Raw genomic sequence first — 20,152 nt, forward strand, 5'->3', positions numbered from 1 at the left:
GATAAAAGAGAAATTCGGGTCATATCGCCTATTCTGGCATGCCCCTGTGATATAACAAGGTCGCTGTCATCATTTTGGGAGAATTGTAACCATGCGACGTGCCGTCAACGACCTGCTCGGAGCCTACGACAAGCTGATCATGGATCCGGTTCACGGGGGTATTCCCCTGTACCGCCATGAAATACAGGTTATTGACCACCCGCTGTTCCAGCGTTTACGCAACATTTGCCAGAACGACATTCTCAGCCTGGTGTTCCCCGGTGCCACCCACTCCCGGTTTCTGCACAGCATTGGCGTAATGCATGTGGGCACCCGGATGTTCCGCTCGATGATCGATGCCTACCTGCGGGAGCGGCAACTGAGTGAGCGCATGGACCTGAGCCTGAGCCAGCTTGATGCCATCGACTACCTTGCCAAGACCATCCGGCTGGGGTGCCTGCTGCACGACAGTGGCCATTCCAGCTTTTCCCACCAGTTTACCCAGGCCCGGCGCATCCGGGAGCTGATGTCCCGCCCCGGACGGTTTGCCGACCTCTGGCAGGGCGTGGATTACTCGCGCTATCACCGGGGCGAGCCGGACGAACTGGAGCATGAGCATTATTCTGTGCGGGTGGCGCACGAAGTGCTGACCTCTGTCGACCTGGAAAGCGCCGGCCTGGATGGGGTGGATGTGATCGGCATTATGGAGACCACAGACGTCACCCCCAGTGACACCTTCTGCCGCCACGCACGCACCTTCTGGGATTTCATCGCCGGCGACGATGCCGTTGCCGGGGCGATTCCGGAACGCGACGTACCCGGGCTGGTCACGGGACTGTTGTCGTCTATTGTATCAGGCGAGATTGATGCCGACCGGGCCGACTATATGCTGCGGGACGGCTTCCACAGCTCCGTCACCATCGGTGGCTTTAACCTGGACCACCTGCTCAGCAACCTGCGGTTTGGCTGGGACGTAACCGAACCCTGGATGGGGCTGGCCATTACCCAGAAAGGCCTGGGCGCGCTGGAAGACTTTGTGTACAGCCGTTACCAGATGTACCGCAAGGTCTATGCCCACAAGACCGCCCTGGGCTTTGACTGGCTGCTGCGCGAGGCAATCAACGAAGTCCTGGAAGACCCGGAAAGTTTCGAGTGGATCGATACCTGCCTGAGCGATATGAACTACTTCGCCGAACTGACCGACAGTTTCTTCTGGGAGGCGTTCCGGAAAGTGGCAAGACGGCAGCCGAAGAGCTATTCCTTCAGCATTGTGAACCGGGTGAAGCTCAAGCACCTGGACACCCGGGAGAACATGGCCAAGGCAGAGATTACCCAACACGGCAACTGGCTGGCCGGAGAGCTGGGCCTGAACCCGGTGGATGTGGTCACCTGCTCCATGCGGGCCCGGTTTTCCAACATCCAGGACAATTTCAACGGCATCAAGGTACTGGTGAAGAACCCCGTCAGCCGGGAGCGGTCGCTGCGGAAGATCACCGATGTCAGCGCGTTCTTCTCCAAGTTTGGCGATGGCACCATCACCCACTTCTACCACCGGCCGGAAGTCACCACCCGGGCCCCTTCCGACCTGATGGAATAATCAGCCCAGGGCTTCAACCAGTCGGGTCGCGCTTTCCCAGGCGCCCTCTACCCGGCCGCCATTGAGCCAGTCTCCTGCCAGGCCTACGCCCAGCCCGGGTTCCAGCAGATAACCCGGCTGTTCCTGCTGCACCGAGCGGGCGTAAAGCCACCTGTGCGCTACGGCATCGGTCGCAGCGCCCTGATACCCGGTCAGTTCGTAAAAGGCAGCCAGCAGCTGCTCCGACACTTTTTCGGCGGGCTCCTCTACGTGGGCCTGCGTCCATTCCGGCGTGGCATGCAGCACCCACCACTGGCCCTGATCGTTGCGCTCCGGTTTAGAGGAGTTGTTAGCCACCCAGTAAAGCACGTCGGAATCCGGCCGCATGGCATCAAAATCATCGCTCGGCGCTTCTTCAAAGTGCGCGGCCACCGCCCAGCAGGCCAGAATACTGTCTTCAGAATGGCCAAGACCGCCGGCAAGTTCGTTCAGCCCACTGGCCTCCAGCAGATCCCGGGCCTGGGCCGGAGGCGCTGTGATGATCACCTGGTCGTAGCTGCCGTGGTCGTTGCCTTCGGTGCAGATCAAGCGCCATTGCTCCCCGACCCGCTCCAGTTTCGCAATCCGTACCTGCGCGGTTACCGGAACGTGTTCGGACAACGCCCGGGTAATGGCGGTCATTCGGGGTACGCCTACGTAGCGGGTTTCCTCGGGGAACGCCTGCCACTGTTTATCGTCGCCCTGAAAGCCGAAACGGCCCTGCCAGGGGGCAAAATTGTCGGCTCCGGCATACGCCTTCAAAAACGCCAGAAATTCCGGGTGACGGACCGTGAAATACTGGGCTCCGATGTCCGCCGAGCTTCCGGAAACCCGTTTAGACGACATACGGCCACCGGGGCCACGACTTTTCTCGAAGACCCTGACATGATGGCCCTTTCGGCCAAGCAGAATTCCTGCGGTAAGGCCCGCAAGGCCTGAACCAATAATCGCGATACTTCGTATTGATGGGGTGTCTGACGTTACATTGAGCATGGTTATTTATGACCCGAGTGAATTACTGGCTGACAAATATTCTGAGATGGTTCGATTCCGAAGCGGGATCAGATCACCTAGATACCTCGTCCCGAACCTTTAACTGGGTACGGGTACTCCCGTTTATTGCATTGCACTTGGCTTGTCTCCTGGTATTGGTGACCGGCACAAGCACCTTCGCGATGGTGTTTGCCCTTGGATTTTTCCTGGTTCGGATGTTCGCGATTACCGGCTTCTATCACCGCTACTTTTCCCACAAATCCTTCAAAACCAGCCGGCCCGCGCAATTTGTGTTTGCCGTTCTGGGCGCCAGCGCCGCGCAGCGCGGTCCTCTCTGGTGGGCGGCGCACCACCGGCACCATCACCAGCATTCAGACCGCGAGGAAGACCTTCACTCCCCCCACCAGGGCGGATTCTGGTGGTCCCACGTGGGATGGTTTACCTGCGATGCCGGTTTTGCCATGAACGAGCGCCGGGTAAAGGACTGGCTCAAGTTCCCGGAACTGCGCTTTATCAATCGCTTCGACTCCCTGGTGCCTGCCGCCTTCGCAGTCGCCATTTACCTGCTTGGCGAAGCCCTGGCTGCCTGGGCGCCCGGGCTGGGCACCAACGGCCTGCAACTACTGGTTTGGGGCTTCTTTATCTCCACCGTGGTGCTGTTTCACGCCACCGTCTCTATTAATTCCCTGTCCCACGTGTGGGGCAAGCGCCGCTTTGAAACCAGCGATGACAGCCGCAACAACTTCTGGCTGGCACTGATCACGCTGGGCGAAGGCTGGCACAACAACCACCATCGCTGGCCGACGGCGGTTCGCCAGGGCTTCCGCTGGTATGAAATCGACATTACCTGGTACGGCCTGTGGGTATTGTCGAAACTGGGCATTATCTGGGACCTGAATCCGATCCCCGACCATATCCGTAAGGAAACCCTCGAACTCGACCGCAACCGTACCGGGAGGGCAAGCCAATGAGCCAACACCTTTCCAGCGTAGACACCAGCACACCGGTTGCTGAATTACCGGAAGTGCTTGAGCGCTTCTGCACACTGTACAACCAACTCGACAAAGGCAACCTGAGCCAGCTCAAGGACGTGTACAGCCAGGACATCCACTTCCAGGATCCGTTCGGCCAGGTGTCCGGGTTGAACGAGCTTACCGAATACATGGCCGGGGCTTATGGCAACGTACTCCATTGCCGGTTCCGTTTCAGCTCGCCGGTTATCCAGCAGCAATGGTGCACCATCCCCTGGGTAATGGAGCTGCGCCACAAGCGCATCCGTAACGGAAAGACCGTGTTCGTAGACGGCATCAGTCACCTGGAAATCAGCAACGGCAAGGTGCGCTTCCATCGGGACTATTTCGATGCCGGGCAACTGCTTTACGAAAACCTGCCGGTGGTCGGTGGCGCCATCCGCTGGGTGAAGAGGCAGGCAGGATGAACAAACGACTGCAATCCGCATCGAACATCTGGCTTACCGGCGCTTCTTCCGGAATCGGCGAGGCCCTGGTGAGTGAACTGGCAAACCGCGGCCACAACCTGGTCATTACCGGCCGGCGGGCCGAGGCGCTGGACAAGCTGGCCAGCCAGCACCCGAACCGGATTACATCCGCCGTGGCAGACACCACCAGCCTGGACGATTTGTCTGCCATTCAGGGCGATCTCCAGCATTTTGGCGACTTGGACATGGCCATTCTGAACGCCGGTACCTGCGAGTACCTGGAAGTCGCCAACTACAACAGCCAGGTTATCGAGGCCAATATCACTACCAACGTGCTGGGCACCGCCCGCAGCCTGGATATCGCCCTGCCCGCATTGCGGGCCACCCGGGCAAAGGGCAAGCCAGCAACCCTGGTGATTGTCAGCTCGTCGGCCTGGTGGTTTCCGTTTGGCCGGGCCGAAGGTTATGGCGCATCCAAGGCCGCCCTGACCTACTTTGCCCATGCCCTGCGGGCAGACCTGGCTGCCGAAGGCATTGATGTGGTGGTGGTCTCACCGGGTTTTGTAAAAACGCCGCTGACCGATCGGAACGACTTTCCCATGCCGTTTATGGTGACCGCGGATGATGCCGCACAAAGGATTGCCAACGGGCTGGCCAAAGGCCGCAACGAGATTGCCTTCCCGCGGCGGTTTACCTGGCTGCTGAAAGTGCTGGGCGCCTTGCCTCAGGGCGTGGTGGATCACATGGCAGCATCCATGGCCCGCAAAGCCGACCAGAATTCCTGACCAAACCTATTTTGTGAACAAACCGCTTAAGGAAAACCATCAATGAATCAGGACCGTCAGCGCATTGCAGTTATTGGCGCCGGTGTTTCAGGACTGACCGCCGCCTGGCTGCTCAGTGAACACCACGACGTAGAATTGTTCGAAGCCGCCGACTATGCCGGCGGCCACACCAACACCGAGCTGGTACAGGCCGGGGGTCGTACCTGGCCGGTCAACACGGGCTTTATCGTCTTCAACGACTGGACCTACCCGAACTTCATCAAACTGATGGACCGGCTTGGCGTGGCCTCGGAAGTCAGCGATATGAGCTTCAGCGTGGACTGCCACACCAGCGGCCTGCAATACAACGGCACCAGCCTGAACACCCTGTTCGCCCAGCGAAAAAACGTCCTGAACCTGCATTTCCTGAAAATGATCCGGGAAATCCTGCGCTTCAACAAAGAAACCCGGGCAGACCTGGCCGCCGGTGACATTCCCGAAGGCGAAACCCTGGGCGAGTACCTGAACCGCAACCATTACAGCCGATACTTCCGCAACAACTACATCGTGCCCATGGGGGCGGCCATCTGGTCCGCGCCGGAAATCGTGCTGGAGCAGTTCCCGATCCGGTTTTTCCTGCAGTTCTTCAACAACCACGGCATGTTGTCGGTAGATGACCGGCCCACCTGGCGGGTCATTTCCGGCGGTTCCGCCAGCTATGTCACCCGCATGATGCAGAGACTGGGCGACAAAACCCACCTGAACAGTCCTGTCTCCGCCATCCAGCGGGATGACGACGGCGTAACGCTGGTTGTTAACGGGAAAAACCACCGCTTCGACCAGGTTATCCTGGCCTGCCACAGCAACCAGGCACTGGCCATGCTGAGCGACGCGAGTGAACAGGAGCGGGACATTCTGGGCGCCATCGGCTATCAGAAGAACGACGTGGTGCTGCACACCGATGCCAGCGTGCTGCCCTCCAACCGTCGTGCCTGGGCGGCCTGGAACTACATGATTCCCGAGCACAGCACCCATCCGGTATCTGTCACCTACAATATGAATATCCTGCAGAACTTCGACGACGCTCCGGAGACATTCTGCGTAACCCTGAACCGCAGCCGGGATATCGATCCGGGCAAAGTGATCAAGCGGTTCGAATACGACCACCCGGTGTTCACCCTGGAAGCTGTTGCCGCCCAGCAGCGCTATGACGAAATCGGCAACCATAACCGCACGCACTTCTGCGGTGCGTACTGGTTTAACGGCTTTCACGAAGACGGCGTGCGCAGCGCCCTGCGGGTGACACAGGCCTTTGGTGTGGAGCTTTGAGCATGGCCAGCCAGTGGCTAGAAGGCACTATAAGACATCGCCGTAAGTTGCCGGTACAGCATGATTTTCTGTACAACATTGGCATGCTGGCACTGGACCTTGAGGAGTGGTCTTCTGTCACTTCCATCAGCCGCTTTTTTTCACTGGAACGGTTCAACTGGCTGGGGCTTTGCCGGAAAGATTATCTGGACCCTCACATTCCGGACCTGCAACAGGCAGTGGTGCAGCGGGTTCAGATCGCCACCGGCTGGCAGCCGGACGGTCCGGTTCAACTGATCACCCACCCGCGGTATCTGGGGTATATTTTCAACCCGGTCAGCTTTTACCTGTGCTACGAAAAGGGCCAGGACCCGGCCCTGGGTGACGTGCCCCGGGTGATTCTGGCCCAGATTACCAATACCCCCTGGAAGGAACGCCACGTGTATTGCCTGGAATGCCGAAATCACGGGCCGGGGGATGCAAGCAACTGGCAAACCGAGCGTTTTTCCTTCAGCAAGCGTTTCCACGTGTCGCCGTTTAACGGCATGAACCAGCACTACCAGTGGCTGTTCAGCTTCCGGGGCCCGGAACTGCGGATCCACATGAACGTGGAACAGGAAGATCACAAACATTTTGATGCCACCCTGGTAGTCCAACGGCAGGCACTTGATCGTAAAACCCTGCATCGAGGCCTGAGACGTTTCCCCCTGGAAACCCTCAAAGGCACCGCCGGTATTTACTGGAACGCCCTGAAACTGAAACTCAAGGGCGCCCCGTTTTACACCCACCCGGACAAACTGGAGCCACAGGCACCTGAGTTCCGCCGGGGAGTGGAAGATCAGGGGTTTGATGTCAGTGAACCGGCCATCAACGCGTCAAATGAACAATCTTCAGGAAGGGTAAGCTCATGGAGAACCTGAATACCTCCGTCAACAGCCAGGATTCCGGGGTTGCCAACACCGGCACCATCAGCCGGGTTGCCCGCAAGCTGGTATGCCATCAGTTGTCCATGCTCGGGCACGGCAAACTGGTGGTACGTGAACGCGGTTACGACGACCAGGTATTCGGCGACAACGACCAGCGTTACCCGACCGCAGAACTGGTCATTCACAACCACAGCACCTGGCGGGACCTGGTTACCGGTGGCAGCGTGGGTGCCGCGGAATCCTACGTGGCTGGGGACTGGAGTTCACCGGACCTGACCGCCCTGTTGCGCTTCTTCACCCGTAACCTCGATACCATGAATGCCTTCGAGGACAAGTTCAGCTGGATCAGCAAACCGGCCCTGAAGGCCCTGCACTGGCTGAACCGCAATACCCCGGAAGGGTCCCGCAAGAACATCAGCGCCCACTACGACCTGGGCAACGACCTGTTCCAGCTGTTCCTGGACCCCACCATGATGTATTCCTCCGCCATTTATCCGGGCGAGGAGTCCACACTGGAACAGGCTGCGGTTCACAAGCTGGATGTTATTTGCCGAAAGCTCGACCTGCAACCCGGCGACAAGGTGATGGAGATCGGTACCGGCTGGGGCGGCTTTGCCATCCACGCTGCCAAACATTACGGCTGCCACGTAACCACCACCACCATCTCGAAGGAACAGCTGGAGCTGGCCCGGGAGCGTGTGAAGGCTGAAGGGCTGGAAGATCGCATTACCCTGCTGTTCGATGATTACCGCGACCTCACCGGCCAGTTCGACAAGCTGGTGTCTATTGAAATGATTGAAGCGGTTGGTCCGCAGTTCCTCGACAGCTACCTGTCCCAGATCAGCAATTTGCTGAAGCCGGATGGCCTGGCCCTGGTGCAGGCGATCAATATGCCGGAACAGCGTTATGAGCGTGCCCTGAAGAACGTGGACTTTATCCAGCGTTATATCTTCCCGGGCAGCTTTATTCCTTCGTTTGGGGCGATCCTGCAGTCGATGGGCCGCGGATCAGACCTGGTACTCACCCATAACGAAGACTTCGGCTTCCATTATGCCCGCACGCTTCGGGATTGGTGCGAACGCTTCATGGCCAAGCGCAGCGAGCTGGATGCCCTGGGTTACGACACCGCCTTCCAGCGCCTGTGGCACTTCTATTTCGCCTACTGCGAAGCAGGCTTCAGTGAGCGTGCCATTGGTGTGGCCCATTTGCTGATGGCCAAGCCCGCCAACAAGCGCGCCAACATCATCAGCCTATGATCACCTCGGAAACGGTCCGGAATGTCCTGAACTTCGTACTGTTCCAGGCCGGCTGGTTCGCTTGTGTGCTGTACCCGGGGCTGCCGGTGACAGCCCTGGCATTGGGGCTTTTCATGGTCCATATGCTGCTGGTGAGCCAGAAGCGCTTTTCGGAACTGCAGTTTATCGGGGTAGGTGTTGTACTTGGCGGGCTGCTGGACACGCTCTGGTTCCGGCTTGGCATTCTCGGCATCCCGGGTATCGAAGAAATTGCCGTTGTGCCGCCCTGGCTGGTGGCTATTTGGGCCCTGTTCATGACCACCCTGTGTCACTCACTGGCGTGGATCGGCCAGCACCGATGGCTGCCGTTTGTGCTGGCACCGTTTGCCGGGGCACTGGCTTACTGGTCTGCCGCCAAGCTAGGCGCAGTCACACTGCCGGACACTGCCCTGTCAGTAGCGGCCATCGCGCTGGGCTGGCTGGTGATCTTCCCGCTGCTGCTGTTTATCCGGAAAAGTTTGTACACGGAGCTTGAGCCATGAAAATGACAACAGCGGTTGTTGGCGCCCTGCTCGGTTGCAGCCATGCCGGTGCCGCTGTCTTCGAGTTCCATGGCAGCGCCCGGAGCCTTGATGACGACAGGCCGATCTACCAGGAACACCATGCCGTCAGCGGCACTTGTGAATCCGGCGTATTCGTTCCGGAGCAACACCGGGTCGATTACCTGAGGGCAAGTGACGACACGGGCTTTGCCAGCAAGCAACTGACTTACCGGCAATCTGTCCAGCTGCCGGAGGTGGATTTTCACCAGCCGGAGTTCAACGAGCGCCTGGAGATCAGCTACCCCGAAGCCAACACCCTGGACATCACCTGGCAGAAGCCTTCCAGCGAAACCGCCATGGTCGAGCTGCGCTTTGGCAGCAAACTGGTGGTGGATGCCGGCTTTGACCAGTTCGTACGCGCCAACTGGGCCGCGGTAACCAGCGGTCAGTCTGTGGAATTCGATTTCCTGGCACCCACACGGGGCGATTACTACGGCTTTGTGCTGGAACCCGGCCCGAAAAACCGGGTAGATGCCGACATTGTGGTGCAAATCCGCCCCACCAGCCTGATGCTGAGAGTGCTGGTTGATCCGATTGTGCTCGGCTACAACCGCCAGGGCGCCCTGACCCACTACCTGGGGCTGACCAACATTCGCAAGAACGCAGATGCCAATCACACCGCTGCAATCAACTACCGGGTCATCCGATACCCTGAGTGTGAACTGACAGACTGACTGCGCCCCTTCAGCCACACGGCATACGCCATCCCTTATGGTAAACTTCCGGGCAAACTGATCCGGAGATTCCACGCCATGATGTTTGTGTCGTTTAACGTAAACAGTATCCGCACCCGCCTGCACCAGCTTGAAGCCGTGATTAAAGAGCTGAATCCCGACTTCATCGGCCTGCAGGAAACCAAGGTGACCGATGCGGAATTTCCGGAGGAAGCCATCCGCCAACTGGGCTACCACGTGCATTTCCATGGCCAGAAAACCCACTATGGCGTGGCGTTGCTGTCGCGGATGGAACCGGAGCATGTGGTTAAAGGCTATCCGTCTGATGGCGAGGATTCCCAGCGCCGCCTGATTACCGGTCGCTTTACCGTAAATGGTGAGCCGCTGACGGTCATCAACGGTTACTTCCCCCAGGGCGAAAGCCGCGACCACCCGGTTAAGTTCCCGGCCAAGCAGAAATTCTACGCGGACCTGATGGCCTATCTGGACGACCTGAAACAGCAACCGGGCCATGTGGTGGTGATGGGCGATATGAACATCTCCCCCACCGACAAAGACATCGGCATCGGCCCGGACAACGCCAAGCGCTGGCTACGCACCGGAAAATGCAGCTTCCTGCCGGAAGAACGGGAATGGCTGGGAGAAGTGGAAAAACGTGGCTATACCGACGTCTTCCGCCACCTGCACCCGGATGAAGCCGATACCTTCAGCTGGTTCGACTATCGCAGCAAAGGCTTCGAGCGGGAGCCGAAACGGGGCCTGCGTATCGACCTGATCATGGCCAGCGACAGCCTGCTGCCAAAAGCCAGGGCAGCCGGGGTGTCCTACGACATCCGTGCCATGGAGCGGCCATCCGACCACTGCCCGGTTTGGGCCAGCTTCGAGCTGTAAAGGCGCGCCACTGCCCTTATGAAAAAGGTCAAAACCAGAGACAGGATTCTCGACACCAGCCTGCAACTGTTCAACAGCCTGGGCGAACCCAATGTCACCACGCTGCTGATCTCCGACGAACTGGAGATCAGCCCGGGTAACCTGTATTACCACTTCAAGAGCAAGGGCGACATTGTCGAGGAGCTGTTCGACGGCTTTGAGGCGGAAATGCTCGACCTGCTGGCGGTGCCGGAAGATGTGGAGATTTCACTGGACCAGTTCGGGTTCTTTCTGCACATGCTGTTCGAGGCGGTAGCCCGTTACCGGTTTATGTACCAGGACCTGGTCAATGTGCTGTCGCGCTACAGCCAGTTGCAGGTCCGTTTCCGGCGCATTCTCAAAAAGAAAACGACAGCGTTTCGTACCCTGTGCGAGAGTTTTCGCGGCCAGCAGACCATGGCCATTGAAGAGGCAGAACTGGAATCCCTGTGTGAACAGCTCACGCTGACCGTGTGCTACTGGAGCAGTTTCGACACGCTGTCACACCTGGATAACCGGGAGTCGGTGGATCCGGGCAAAGGGGTGTACCAGATGCTGCACCTGATACTGCCCTACATGGCGGCTGAAGAGCAGGAACAGATCCGTCTCACCAGCCACACGTATCTGTAAGGCTTATTCTTCTTCGTCACGGGCCAGGGGGCTGGAATCGCGAAGGCGGGTCAGTTCAGATTCAAGGGCCGCAATACGATGTTCGAGGGCTTCGATTTCTTCCCGGCGGTGTATACCCAGGCGCCGGAGCGCGCCGGACACCCGCTGGTCAAACATGTGCTCGAGCTTGTCCCAGGTACCGGTTGCCCGCTCGCGAACTTCGCCAACCCGGTCTTCCACGGTACGGATCTGCTTGCCGACCACGCCACGGGTTTTCGATTCCAGTTGTTCGCCCTCCTGAACCAGGCGGTCGAAAAATTTACCGGCGTCTTCCTCGGCCTTGGTGTAGGCGCCCAGCCCGGCCAGCCAGATCTGACGGGCAGAGCCCTTGATTTTGTCTGCCAGCTGCGGATCATTCTCCGGCGAATTTTGGTCTTGGTCGGACATAGCTACCTCTTGAATGCGGGCAAAGGGTGTTCAGCGCCCATTGTATTACAGCCATACCGCGATTTCAGTGTTACCTTGGGCAGCCCTGAAACCCGCATGGGAAAAGGCCGCAGTATAAACACGGGGGCGATATGAAAAAATGTTTTCAAACGAAAGGGCCTCTGGCTTGAACTGCTCAAATTATGGTCAATACTTCTCGATACCGGTATCCGAGTTGATGCCGGTTTGTCTGGAAGTCTTTCATGGATACTACTCGCACGCCTCTGCCCGGCATCCCTTGCCGGGCTTTTTTTGTTATTATCACACCCCATTATATCCTTATTCCAAAACCAACCATTCAATCCGGAGATTCTGAATGATTGATATTGCGTGGAGCCAGTTTACCCCTGGCGCAGCCCTCACGGGCGGTATCCTTATCGGCCTGGCAGCGGCCAGCTTCCTGCTTCTGAACGGGCGTATTGCCGGCATCAGTGGAATTCTGGGCGGGCTACTCACCCCCGTTCGCACCGACATCCTGTGGCGCGTTGCCTTCCTGGGCGGCCTGATCGGCGCGCCAGCGGTCTGGGCCCTGTTCGCCCAGCTTCCGCCGGTTGAAATCAATGCCGGCTATCCGGCGCTCATCGTGGCCGGTTTGCTGGTGGGCATCGGCACCCGCTACGCGTCCGGCTGCACCAGCGGCCATGGCGTATGCGGGCTGTCCCGCTTGTCGCTGCGCTCGCTGGTTGCCACGCTGAGCTTTATGGCCACCGGTTTCATTACCGTCTTTGTTATTCGCCACCTGATCGGAGCCTGATGCCATGAAATACTCTTTCGCTTCGCTGTTCGCCGGCCTGGTCTTCGGTATGGGCCTGATTGTCTCCGGCATGGCCAACCCTGAAAAGGTACTGGGCTTTCTGGACATCGCCGGTCTGTGGGATCCTTCCCTTGCGTTTGTGATGGGGGGCGCCATCATCGTTGGGCTGGTGTCTTTCGCAGTCGCCCGTAAACGCACCCTGTCGTTCCTCGGCTTCAACATGAAGTTGCCGACCAATAACCGAATCGAGAAACGCATGGTTATCGGCAGTATGATGTTCGGCATCGGCTGGGGCATTGCCGGTTTCTGCCCGGGCCCCGGACTTGTGGCACTGGGCGCCGGCGAAATCAAGGGCGCCGTGTTCGTGGCTTCCATGGTGGCCGGCATGGTGCTGTTCGAGTTGTTCGAGCGCAATCGTGCCCGGGGCGACTCTGAAACCGATCGAGAATTCGCCGGCAGCGATGCCGCCTGACAGAACGTTGGAGAATGCTAGTGGAAATCAGAAAGATCGATGACAACCTCTCCGTAGCACCGCAGATTGCGGTGCAGGATGTCGCAGAAATCGCACGCCTGGGGTTTAGAACCCTGGTTGCCAACCGGCCGGACCGCGAAGAGCCGGGCCAGCCGTCCATGGCCGATATTGAAGCCGCTGCCGCCGAGCACGGGCTCAAGTGGGTCTACCTGCCAGTGGAGTCCGGCAACATTACCGATGCGGATGTCGACAACTTTGCCCCGATGATCCGGGATGCCGACAAACCCGTATTCGCTTTCTGTCGATCTGGCACCCGCTGTACCGTACTATGGGCCCTGAGCGCCGCCCGCGAGCTTGACCCACGGGAAATCCTGACCAGGGCCCACCGGGCCGGCTACGACATTACCGGCTTGATTCCGCGGCTTCAGCAGCAGGCAGACCAGCACTAACTACCCAACACCGGAAAGCTTCAATGCCATACAAAGGGACAGAGAACTTCAGCCACAAGCAGTCGGAGCGCCTTGGCGTTCTGGTAACCAACCTGGGCACCCCGGATGCCCCCACTACCCCGGCACTGCGCAGGTATCTCGGGGAATTTCTGTGGGACCCCCGGGTGGTTGAAGTTCCCCGCCCCATCTGGTGGCTGGTCCTGCATGGCATTATTCTGCGCATCCGTCCGAAGAGAAGTGCTGAAGCCTACGCCAGCGTGTGGGACAAAGACGGCTCACCCCTGCTGATCCACACCGCCAACCAGGCGGAGGGCATCCGCAAAGCCCTGCAAGCCCGATATGGCAACGACGTGGTAGTGGGCTTTGCCATGCGTTATGGCAACCCGTCTATTCCCCGCGTACTGGACGAGATGCAGGAACAAGGTGTACGCAAGCTGCTGGTGCTGCCACTTTACCCCCAGTATTCGGCCTCAACCACGGCCTCAACCTTTGATGCCATTGCTGGCGATTTCACCAAGCGGCGATGGTTGCCGGATTTCCGGTTTGTTTCCCATTACCATGACTTCCCTCCCTATATTGAAGCCATGGCGAAGCACATTGAGAGCCACTGGGCCGAGCACGGGCGCAAGCAAAAGCTGATCCTGTCCTACCACGGGGTGCCGCTCAAGTACCTGCAGAGGGGCGACCCGTACCATTGCGAATGCCACAAGACTTCGCGCCTGCTGGCCGAGCGACTGGCACTCAAGCCCGAAGAATACATGACCACTTTCCAGTCCCGCTTCGGGCGTGAAGAGTGGCTGCAGCCCTATACCGACGAAACCCTGAAATCCCTGCCGGGCAAAGGCGTGAAGAGCATTGATGTGTTCTGCCCCGGCTTCTCTTCCGATTGCCTGGAAACCATCGAGGAAATCAACGAAGAGAACCGCGAATACTTCATGGAAGCCGGCGGCGAAGGCTTTGCTTACATCCCCTGCCTGAACGCCACCCAGGGCCATATAGACGCCCTGGTGCAACTGGTAGAAGATAACCTGCAGGGCTGGGCCGCACCTGAAAGCAGACCGGAAGTGCTTGAGCAGAGGGCCGCGCTGGCCAGCGAGCGCAAGCAGGCAACCTGGCCCGGCCGGGACGACCTCTGAGCGAGTCGATAGCATCAAGAGGGGGGTACCATGAAGCTGAACTGTGATCTGGGCGAAAGCTATGGTGCCTGGCAAATGGGCCAGGACGACCTGGTTATGCCGCTGATTGATATGGCCAACGTGGCCTGTGGCTTTCACGCCGCAGACCCGATGGTGATCCGGCACACCCTGGTACTGGCAGCACAACACAAGGTTGAAATCGGTGCCCACCCTTCCTATCACGACCTTCCAGGCTTTGGCCGACGCTCCATCTATCACACCCCGGATGAAATCGAAGCCCTGATGCTCTATCAGTTAGGGGCACTGGAGGGCATGTGCCGCAGCGAAGGCCTGGCCGTGAGCTATGTAAAACCCCACGGCGCCCTCAACAACGACATGATGAAGGATAAGGACACTCTGGCAGCAGTTATGAAAGCGGTACGAACCTTCCGTGAAGGCCTGCCGCTGATGATTCCGGTAACTCTGGGTTATCGGGAGCATCAGGCCCTGGCTGAGAACCTGGGTGTGCCGTTGCTGCTGGAAGCCTTTGCCGACCGCGCCTACGACGATCAGGGCCAACTGGTGTCCCGCCGCCAGGCCGGTGCTGTGCACGAAGATCCGGAGTTGATCGTAAAGCAGGCCTTGTCTTTTGCCCGCCAAGGCGGAGTCACAAGCGCAACCGGGAAATGGCTGGATTTACCCGCCGACAGCCTGTGCGTTCACGGCGACAACGAAGCCGCCCTTGAAGCCGTTCGCGCCATACGGACAGCACTCGGCAAAGCGGCATAAAGCCCGGCGCCAGGAAACCGACGGAAGCCCCTGATTACTCGGCAGGGTGCGAATGACCGGTTACCCGGGTTGATTTGACGTTGGCGTCGTCTTCAAGGTCCGGCACCGCCTGGCAAAAGGCGCACTCTTCGGCATCCACTGCCGCCCCACCCGTTTCCACGTAACGAATGCGATGGCTGGCCTTGCCCCGATTGGCAGACACAGCAAAGCGACGATTCTTGCGCTCGTTTTCGGTTTCAGGAGTTTGATGTTCGTCCATAGCGACACCTGCTGTTTTCGGTAAACGGTTCAGCAGTGAGTGTACGGCAAAATCGGAATTGATTGGTGAAGCGGAGGAAAATGCGTATTCGGGAAGGTGTGTCTGAGAGAAAAATGGCGGTGGGCCAGGGATTCGAACCCCGGGACGGCTATTAACCGTCGGCGGTTTTCAAGACCGCTGCATTCAGCCACTCTGCCAGCCCACCGTCTTGTTGGATCGGCGATGACTCGCCTTTCCTCAGCTGCCTTGCGACAGCGGGTGGAATGATACCGGATTTGCCTGTGCTGTCAACGCCCTGTAGAAAAAACGATGTAAATTCCGGAGCTTCTGAACAATCCATAAACAAGATTACAGCGGTTTAATGGAATCCAGAAGGCGAATTACTGTCGTAAATGATTGAAAGTTGCGGATTCAACATTATGATGGGACACAGTATCCAGTTTCACTAAACGGAGATGACAATGGAAGACAGACGTTTCGGCGTTCAGAACAACCAGGCTGCCTACGACACGACCGGGGAAAGAAGCCAGGTCACTGCGGGTATCAGCGATGATGCCATGAAGGTGCTTCGCAACACTTACATGTTGCTGGGCATGACCCTCGCCTTCTCAGCCCTGACTGCGTTCCTGAACATGAACGGCACTCATCCGGGCTTCCTGATCACCATCGTGGGTTACATTGGCCTGCTGTTCGCTACCTATAAACTGAAGAACAGCCCCTGGGGCATCGTAACCACCTTCGCGCTGACCGGTTTCATGGGTTATACCCTTGGCCCGATCATCGGTGCGTTTGTGGCAGCCGGCGCCTCCCAGATTGTGGCCCAGGCCCTGACACTGACAGCAGTGGCCTTTGTTGGCCTGTCTGCGACAGCGATCATCACCAAGAAAGACTTCAGCTTCATGTCCAGCTTCCTGACCGCTGGCGCATTTGTGCTGATCGGTGCCATGCTGCTGGCGTTCTTCATGGAAAGCTCTGCCCTGCACCTGGCGGTGTCTGCAGGCTTCACCATCTTCGCCTCCATCATGATCCTGTTTGAAACCAGCCAGATCATCAAAGGCGGCGAGCGTAACTACATCATCGCCACTGTTGGCCTGTATGTATCCATCTACAACCTGTTTGTCAGCCTGCTGCACCTGCTGGCGGCATTCAGCGGCGAAGACTGATCTCCGGTCAGTCCCTCGCTTCCAGAAACCCCGGCCTTTGCCGGGGTTTCTGCTTTAGGTACACTGCAAATCCTCAAGATTCACTCCCGGGTGCAGGACGCCATGACGCCACTGAGCTATACCCTCGTAATCACCGGAGCCCCCTGGTCTTCCCAGGCCCCCCAGAGCGCCCTGGCCTTTGCCCGGGAATTGCTTGTTGCGGGCCACCGGATTGACCGGGTATTCCTGTATGGTGAGGGCGTATTGCTGGCCTCGGCGCTGGCGACGCCACCCTCTGACGAGGTGAACTGGCCGAAGCAGTGGGCCGGCTTCCTGGCTGACAACGCCATTCCCGCTACCGTTTGTATTGCCTCGGCGCTGCGCCGCGGAATCATTGATGATACCGAACAGGCCCGCTACGAACTGCCCGGCAACAACCTGCTGGAGCCGTTTGGCATTGCCGGCCTTGGTGAATGGGTGGAAGGTAATGTGAAATCGGACCGGGTTATCTATTTCCACGGGAGTAACTGACGGTGAGCACGCTGATCATAGTAGACCAACCCCCATATGGTACCTGGGCCGGGCGCGAGGCCCTGGACATGGTGTTCTCGCTGGCCGCCTTCGACCAGCCGGCTGCCCTGCTCTTTACCGGCGCCGGGGTCAACTGGCTGCGCAAGCAACAGGCTCCGGACGCCATTGGCCAGAAATCCGTGGAGAAAAACCTCTCGGCAGCGCCCATGTTCGGCGTGGAAGAAATCCTTGCAGACACGGCGTCCTGCGAGCGCTTTGGGCTTGGGCCGGAGCAACTGGTTTCCGGTGTCACCCTCGCCGAAAACCTGCAAGACGTCATGAACGCCCACAGTAACGTGGCCTTTGCAGGCTGAGGCAGGAAGATAATGACAAGCACGCAGCCAGCAAACCCGACACTGCACATTCTGAACAAGCCACCGGGGCACCCCCGGTTTGAAACCTGCCTCCAGGCCATCCAGGACTGCGATCAGCTGGTACTTACCGAAAACGCGGTACTTGCCCTGGCCGATCGCTCCGTTACCCTTCCTGCCGCCTGTAAGGCCATGAAAGCGGATGTCGACGCCCGGGCGCTGAATGAGCAAACCCGGACAGGAACGATCGACTACGCCGAACTGGTACGCCTGACCGCCAAACATTCACGCATCATCAGCTGGTAAACCATGCCGATAACTGACATGCCGCCCCGCAATAACGAAGGTTTCCTGGAAGACGCCAATCAGTGGACACCGGAGGTGGGCCGCCAGATTGCCGCAGATGACCAAATAGAGCTATCAGAAACGCACTGGGAAATCATAGAGTTCCTGAGGGGTTTTTATAAATCACATGAAATGTCGCCGCCATCAAACCGGCTGTTCGTAAAGGCGGTAAAGGAAGCACTGGGCGAAGAAAAAGGCAACAGCATCTACCTGATGCAGCTGTTCCCCGGCACACCGGCCAAAACCGCGTGCCGGATAGCAGGTTTGCCCCGCCCCACCAACTGCCTGTAGGCCTGAACTACAGTAATCAGATCAGCACAAACTGGATAAAGCCCGCAATTGCCCCGAACAAGCCACCGATCAGCATCAGCTGGATTTCCTCTTCCCGAAATGCCGGGCGCAGGATTTCCTGGAATTCTTCGGGTTTGAGGGCTTTCATCTGGCCCGCCAGCACACCGGCGACGACCGGGGCCCGCTCCTTGTTGAATGCCGGGTCAGAGAAGACATCCCGGGTAGCCAGTACCGCCTTGTCGTTCATGGCCCGCTTCAGGTCGGTATAACCGGACATACCCACGGTAACCTGCGCAGCCAGCCGCATGACCATGGAGTTATCCAGCATCGGGCGCAGGTGTTTCTGCAAAATGGAGCGGGTACGGGCGCCGTGGCGACCGTTAATCATGGCATCCGCCACCTTCTCCACGGTAATCAGTTCCTCGGCCACCAGCTGCGCCCAGATGTCGCTGATTTCGTCCTGTCGCTGCAAAAACAGGCCCTGAAACCTCCAGAACAGCATCCGGCGCGGCCTGAGCGGGGCAAAAATCAGGTTGATGGCCAGCCAGTTGGTGATAAAACCGATGGCAAAGCCACCCACCGGCAACACCCACGGCTGCGGGTAGGATATCCAGAACGGCACCAGCAGAGCGCCCAGCAAGGCACCGATCAGCGCACCCCGGTTGATCACGGACTGCAATTCCACGGCACCGGCCTGTTTGAAAATGCGGTTCATCAGGTCCGGATGGTGTTGCAGTTCGCGGCTCAGCAGCGCTTTCAGGTCTACCAGGTCGTCCAGGTCGTCACCAAAGTCTTCCACCAGCTCCTCTATGCGCGATGGCAATTGCTGTCGCGCCCACTGGTAAATGCGCTCTTTCACAAACATCGGCAGGTTGTCCCAAAGCACCGGCTGCACTTCGTACATCACTTCATCGATGTATTCGTCCATGCGCGGCGATACCTGGGTCAGAACCTGCTGGACAATGCGCTGGGGTTCGAGCTTCTGGTACACCGAGTTGAGGTCGCCGAAATGCTGCAGGGTGCGGTCGATGCAGATGTGGGCCATTTTCTCGGCTTTGCGGGGAATCACGCCCTGCCAGCCAACGACGCCGAAACCGATGAACTGAACCGGATAGAACGACATCTGGATAGCCAGCCAGTTAGTAAACCAGCCAACTACGGCAGCCATCACTGGCACGGATAGAAGTGTTAGGTCCGACAAGACTTACCCCGAGTAAATACCAAGTCATTCTGTTGATGGCGGGAATAATGAAACAGAAGGCACTCTCGGGCATTGGCCGTGTAGCCACGGCGGAGGGGTGTCTGTGGCAGACTGTCCAGGCTCGGGAAGTCAGCCTGCCACAGCAGTCGCTTACTGGTAGTAAGCGTTTTCGGTGTTGGTGTGGTCCGTTACGTCACGCACGGCGGTAATTTCCGGCACGCGTTCTTTCAGGGTTTTCTCGACACCCTGCTTGAGAGTCAGACTCACCGCTGAACAACCCTGGCAGCCACCGCCAAAACGCAGCACGGCCACAGACTCTTCAACAATCTCGACCAGCGATACATCGCCACCGTGAGCCGCCAGGTTGGGGTTGATCTCGGAGGCCAGTACGTAGTTCACCCGGTCCGGCAGCGGTGCATCGTCAGATACCTGGGGTACCTTGGCGTTCGGCGCCTTGATGGTCAGCTGGCCGCCCATCTGATCCTTGGAATAATCCACGTAGGCTTCTTCCAGGAAGGGTACCGAGTTGTGATCCAGGTACAGCGTAAACTTCTGCAGGTCTACCGTTTCGTCGGTGGGGACAATTTCGTTCGGCGGACAGTAGGCCAGGCAGGTTTCTGCGTTACGAGTGCCGGGCTGGGTCACAAAGATACGAACCCCCATACCTTCGACATCCTGCTTTTCGATCAGTTGTGCAAGATAGTCCCTTGCAGAATCAGTAACAGTTACCAGAGCCATGCTTCCTACCTGTTTTCAAATGTGACCTCCATTTTAGGAGAGTTCGCAGGAACTTAAAAGACCAAGTAAAATAGTCGGGCATTAATCGGGCTAATGAGTTTCCCTTATGACCCGGCTAACCGCCGCGCACGGCAAGGCACTTGATAATGATCATCCGTACTAAGACGAACTGCTCGCT

Annotated in this window: 26 protein-coding genes and 1 tRNA gene; 21 read left to right on the forward strand and 6 right to left on the reverse strand. The window is 58.3% G+C overall.

Going from position 1 to position 20,152, the window contains the following annotated elements; all coding sequences use genetic code 11:
* The first annotated feature begins 91 nt into the window (after window positions 1-91).
* Window positions 92-1,576, forward strand: a complete 1,485-nt coding sequence (locus tag B9Q17_RS02705) for an HD domain-containing protein (protein WP_094624013.1) — start codon at window positions 92-94, stop codon at window positions 1,574-1,576.
* Here the strand turns inward: B9Q17_RS02705 and B9Q17_RS02710 are convergent, their stop codons facing one another.
* On the reverse strand, window positions 1,577-2,587 hold the full coding sequence (locus B9Q17_RS02710; RefSeq protein ID WP_094624014.1) for an NAD(P)/FAD-dependent oxidoreductase: 1,011 nt from the start codon (window positions 2,585-2,587) through the stop codon (window positions 1,577-1,579).
* A gap of 8 nt (window positions 2,588-2,595) precedes the next feature.
* On the opposite strand from B9Q17_RS02710, the gene B9Q17_RS02715 reads away from it, so the two are divergent.
* From B9Q17_RS02715 to B9Q17_RS02760, 10 genes are all read left to right on the forward strand, one after another.
* Window positions 2,596-3,558, forward strand: a complete 963-nt coding sequence (locus B9Q17_RS02715) for an acyl-CoA desaturase (protein ID WP_094624015.1) — start codon at window positions 2,596-2,598, stop codon at window positions 3,556-3,558.
* Entirely contained in the window at window positions 3,555-4,025 is a 471-nt protein-coding gene (locus B9Q17_RS02720; protein ID WP_094624016.1) for a nuclear transport factor 2 family protein, read from the forward strand. The genes B9Q17_RS02715 and B9Q17_RS02720 overlap by 4 nt, the downstream gene beginning before the upstream one ends.
* Entirely contained in the window at window positions 4,022-4,810 is a 789-nt protein-coding gene (locus B9Q17_RS02725; RefSeq protein WP_094624017.1) for an SDR family NAD(P)-dependent oxidoreductase, read from the forward strand. The genes B9Q17_RS02720 and B9Q17_RS02725 overlap by 4 nt, the downstream gene beginning before the upstream one ends.
* A gap of 42 nt (window positions 4,811-4,852) precedes the next feature.
* Window positions 4,853-6,118, forward strand: a complete 1,266-nt coding sequence (locus tag B9Q17_RS02730) for an NAD(P)/FAD-dependent oxidoreductase (protein WP_094624018.1) — start codon at window positions 4,853-4,855, stop codon at window positions 6,116-6,118.
* A 2-nt stretch (window positions 6,119-6,120) separates the two neighbouring features.
* The gene (locus tag B9Q17_RS02735) at window positions 6,121-7,017 is read left to right on the forward strand and encodes a DUF1365 domain-containing protein (RefSeq protein ID WP_094624019.1); all 897 of its coding nucleotides are present in this window, start codon (window positions 6,121-6,123) and stop codon (window positions 7,015-7,017) included.
* Window positions 7,005-8,279, forward strand: a complete 1,275-nt coding sequence (locus B9Q17_RS02740) for an SAM-dependent methyltransferase (protein ID WP_094624020.1) — start codon at window positions 7,005-7,007, stop codon at window positions 8,277-8,279. The genes B9Q17_RS02735 and B9Q17_RS02740 overlap by 13 nt, the downstream gene beginning before the upstream one ends.
* On the forward strand, window positions 8,276-8,800 hold the full coding sequence (locus tag B9Q17_RS02745; RefSeq protein ID WP_022988204.1) for a DUF2878 domain-containing protein: 525 nt from the start codon (window positions 8,276-8,278) through the stop codon (window positions 8,798-8,800). The genes B9Q17_RS02740 and B9Q17_RS02745 overlap by 4 nt, the downstream gene beginning before the upstream one ends.
* Window positions 8,797-9,534: a hypothetical protein gene (locus B9Q17_RS02750; protein WP_094624021.1), complete on the forward strand. Its 738-nt coding sequence runs from the start codon at window positions 8,797-8,799 to the stop codon at window positions 9,532-9,534. The genes B9Q17_RS02745 and B9Q17_RS02750 overlap by 4 nt, the downstream gene beginning before the upstream one ends.
* Before the next feature lie 78 nt (window positions 9,535-9,612).
* A complete protein-coding gene (xthA, locus tag B9Q17_RS02755; protein ID WP_058340888.1) occupies window positions 9,613-10,425 on the forward strand; it encodes an exodeoxyribonuclease III in 813 nt (270 codons plus the stop codon).
* Window positions 10,426-10,443: 18 nt separating this feature from the next.
* The gene (locus B9Q17_RS02760) at window positions 10,444-11,073 is read left to right on the forward strand and encodes a TetR/AcrR family transcriptional regulator (RefSeq protein ID WP_022988201.1); all 630 of its coding nucleotides are present in this window, start codon (window positions 10,444-10,446) and stop codon (window positions 11,071-11,073) included.
* A 3-nt stretch (window positions 11,074-11,076) separates the two neighbouring features.
* Here the strand turns inward: B9Q17_RS02760 and B9Q17_RS02765 are convergent, their stop codons facing one another.
* Window positions 11,077-11,499, reverse strand: a complete 423-nt coding sequence (locus B9Q17_RS02765; protein WP_022988200.1) for a phasin family protein — start codon at window positions 11,497-11,499, stop codon at window positions 11,077-11,079.
* Between the two features lie 355 nt (window positions 11,500-11,854).
* Here B9Q17_RS02765 and B9Q17_RS02770 point away from each other — a divergent pair, with 355 nt between their 5' ends.
* The 5 genes from B9Q17_RS02770 to B9Q17_RS02790 are packed head-to-tail and all read left to right on the forward strand — an operon-like array spanning window position 11,855 to window position 15,117.
* Window positions 11,855-12,292, forward strand: coding sequence for a YeeE/YedE family protein (locus tag B9Q17_RS02770; protein ID WP_058340886.1), 438 nt, complete (start codon window positions 11,855-11,857; stop codon window positions 12,290-12,292).
* Between the two features lie 4 nt (window positions 12,293-12,296).
* Window positions 12,297-12,764, forward strand: a complete 468-nt coding sequence (locus B9Q17_RS02775; RefSeq protein WP_058340885.1) for a YeeE/YedE family protein — start codon at window positions 12,297-12,299, stop codon at window positions 12,762-12,764.
* Window positions 12,765-12,784: 20 nt separating this feature from the next.
* A complete protein-coding gene (locus tag B9Q17_RS02780; RefSeq protein WP_094624265.1) occupies window positions 12,785-13,213 on the forward strand; it encodes a protein tyrosine phosphatase family protein in 429 nt (142 codons plus the stop codon).
* 23 nt (window positions 13,214-13,236) lie between these two features.
* A complete protein-coding gene (hemH, locus tag B9Q17_RS02785; protein WP_094624022.1) occupies window positions 13,237-14,349 on the forward strand; it encodes a ferrochelatase in 1,113 nt (370 codons plus the stop codon).
* 30 nt (window positions 14,350-14,379) lie between these two features.
* Window positions 14,380-15,117: a 5-oxoprolinase subunit PxpA gene (locus tag B9Q17_RS02790; RefSeq protein WP_094624023.1), complete on the forward strand. Its 738-nt coding sequence runs from the start codon at window positions 14,380-14,382 to the stop codon at window positions 15,115-15,117.
* A 34-nt stretch (window positions 15,118-15,151) separates the two neighbouring features.
* Here the strand turns inward: B9Q17_RS02790 and B9Q17_RS02795 are convergent, their stop codons facing one another.
* A complete protein-coding gene (locus tag B9Q17_RS02795) occupies window positions 15,152-15,376 on the reverse strand; it encodes a hypothetical protein (protein WP_094624024.1) in 225 nt (74 codons plus the stop codon).
* 114 nt (window positions 15,377-15,490) lie between these two features.
* Window positions 15,491-15,581, reverse strand: a tRNA-Ser gene (locus tag B9Q17_RS02800).
* A 256-nt stretch (window positions 15,582-15,837) separates the two neighbouring features.
* Between B9Q17_RS02800 and B9Q17_RS02805 the strand changes: the two genes are divergently transcribed.
* The 5 genes from B9Q17_RS02805 (at window position 15,838) to B9Q17_RS02825 (ending at window position 18,035) form a co-directional block, all read left to right on the forward strand.
* Complete coding sequence (locus B9Q17_RS02805) at window positions 15,838-16,539, forward strand: Bax inhibitor-1/YccA family protein (RefSeq protein WP_058340882.1); 702 nt, start codon at window positions 15,838-15,840, stop codon at window positions 16,537-16,539.
* 102 nt (window positions 16,540-16,641) lie between these two features.
* Window positions 16,642-17,049, forward strand: coding sequence for a sulfurtransferase complex subunit TusD (tusD, locus tag B9Q17_RS02810; RefSeq protein ID WP_058340881.1), 408 nt, complete (start codon window positions 16,642-16,644; stop codon window positions 17,047-17,049).
* Window positions 17,050-17,051: 2 nt separating this feature from the next.
* A complete protein-coding gene (locus B9Q17_RS02815) occupies window positions 17,052-17,402 on the forward strand; it encodes a DsrE family protein (RefSeq protein WP_094624025.1) in 351 nt (116 codons plus the stop codon).
* A gap of 12 nt (window positions 17,403-17,414) precedes the next feature.
* The gene (gene tusB / locus B9Q17_RS02820; RefSeq protein WP_094624026.1) at window positions 17,415-17,705 is read left to right on the forward strand and encodes a sulfurtransferase complex subunit TusB; all 291 of its coding nucleotides are present in this window, start codon (window positions 17,415-17,417) and stop codon (window positions 17,703-17,705) included.
* A 3-nt stretch (window positions 17,706-17,708) separates the two neighbouring features.
* Entirely contained in the window at window positions 17,709-18,035 is a 327-nt protein-coding gene (locus tag B9Q17_RS02825; protein WP_094624027.1) for a TusE/DsrC/DsvC family sulfur relay protein, read from the forward strand.
* A 16-nt stretch (window positions 18,036-18,051) separates the two neighbouring features.
* Here the strand turns inward: B9Q17_RS02825 and B9Q17_RS02830 are convergent, their stop codons facing one another.
* Entirely contained in the window at window positions 18,052-19,203 is a 1,152-nt protein-coding gene (locus tag B9Q17_RS02830) for a DUF445 domain-containing protein (RefSeq protein WP_094624028.1), read from the reverse strand.
* 183 nt (window positions 19,204-19,386) lie between these two features.
* Window positions 19,387-19,974, reverse strand: coding sequence for a Fe-S biogenesis protein NfuA (gene nfuA, locus B9Q17_RS02835; protein ID WP_058340876.1), 588 nt, complete (start codon window positions 19,972-19,974; stop codon window positions 19,387-19,389).
* Between the last annotated feature and the right edge of the window lie 178 nt (window positions 19,975-20,152).

Source organism: Marinobacter vinifirmus (assembly GCF_002258215.1).
Lineage (GTDB): Bacteria > Pseudomonadota > Gammaproteobacteria > Pseudomonadales > Oleiphilaceae > Marinobacter > Marinobacter vinifirmus.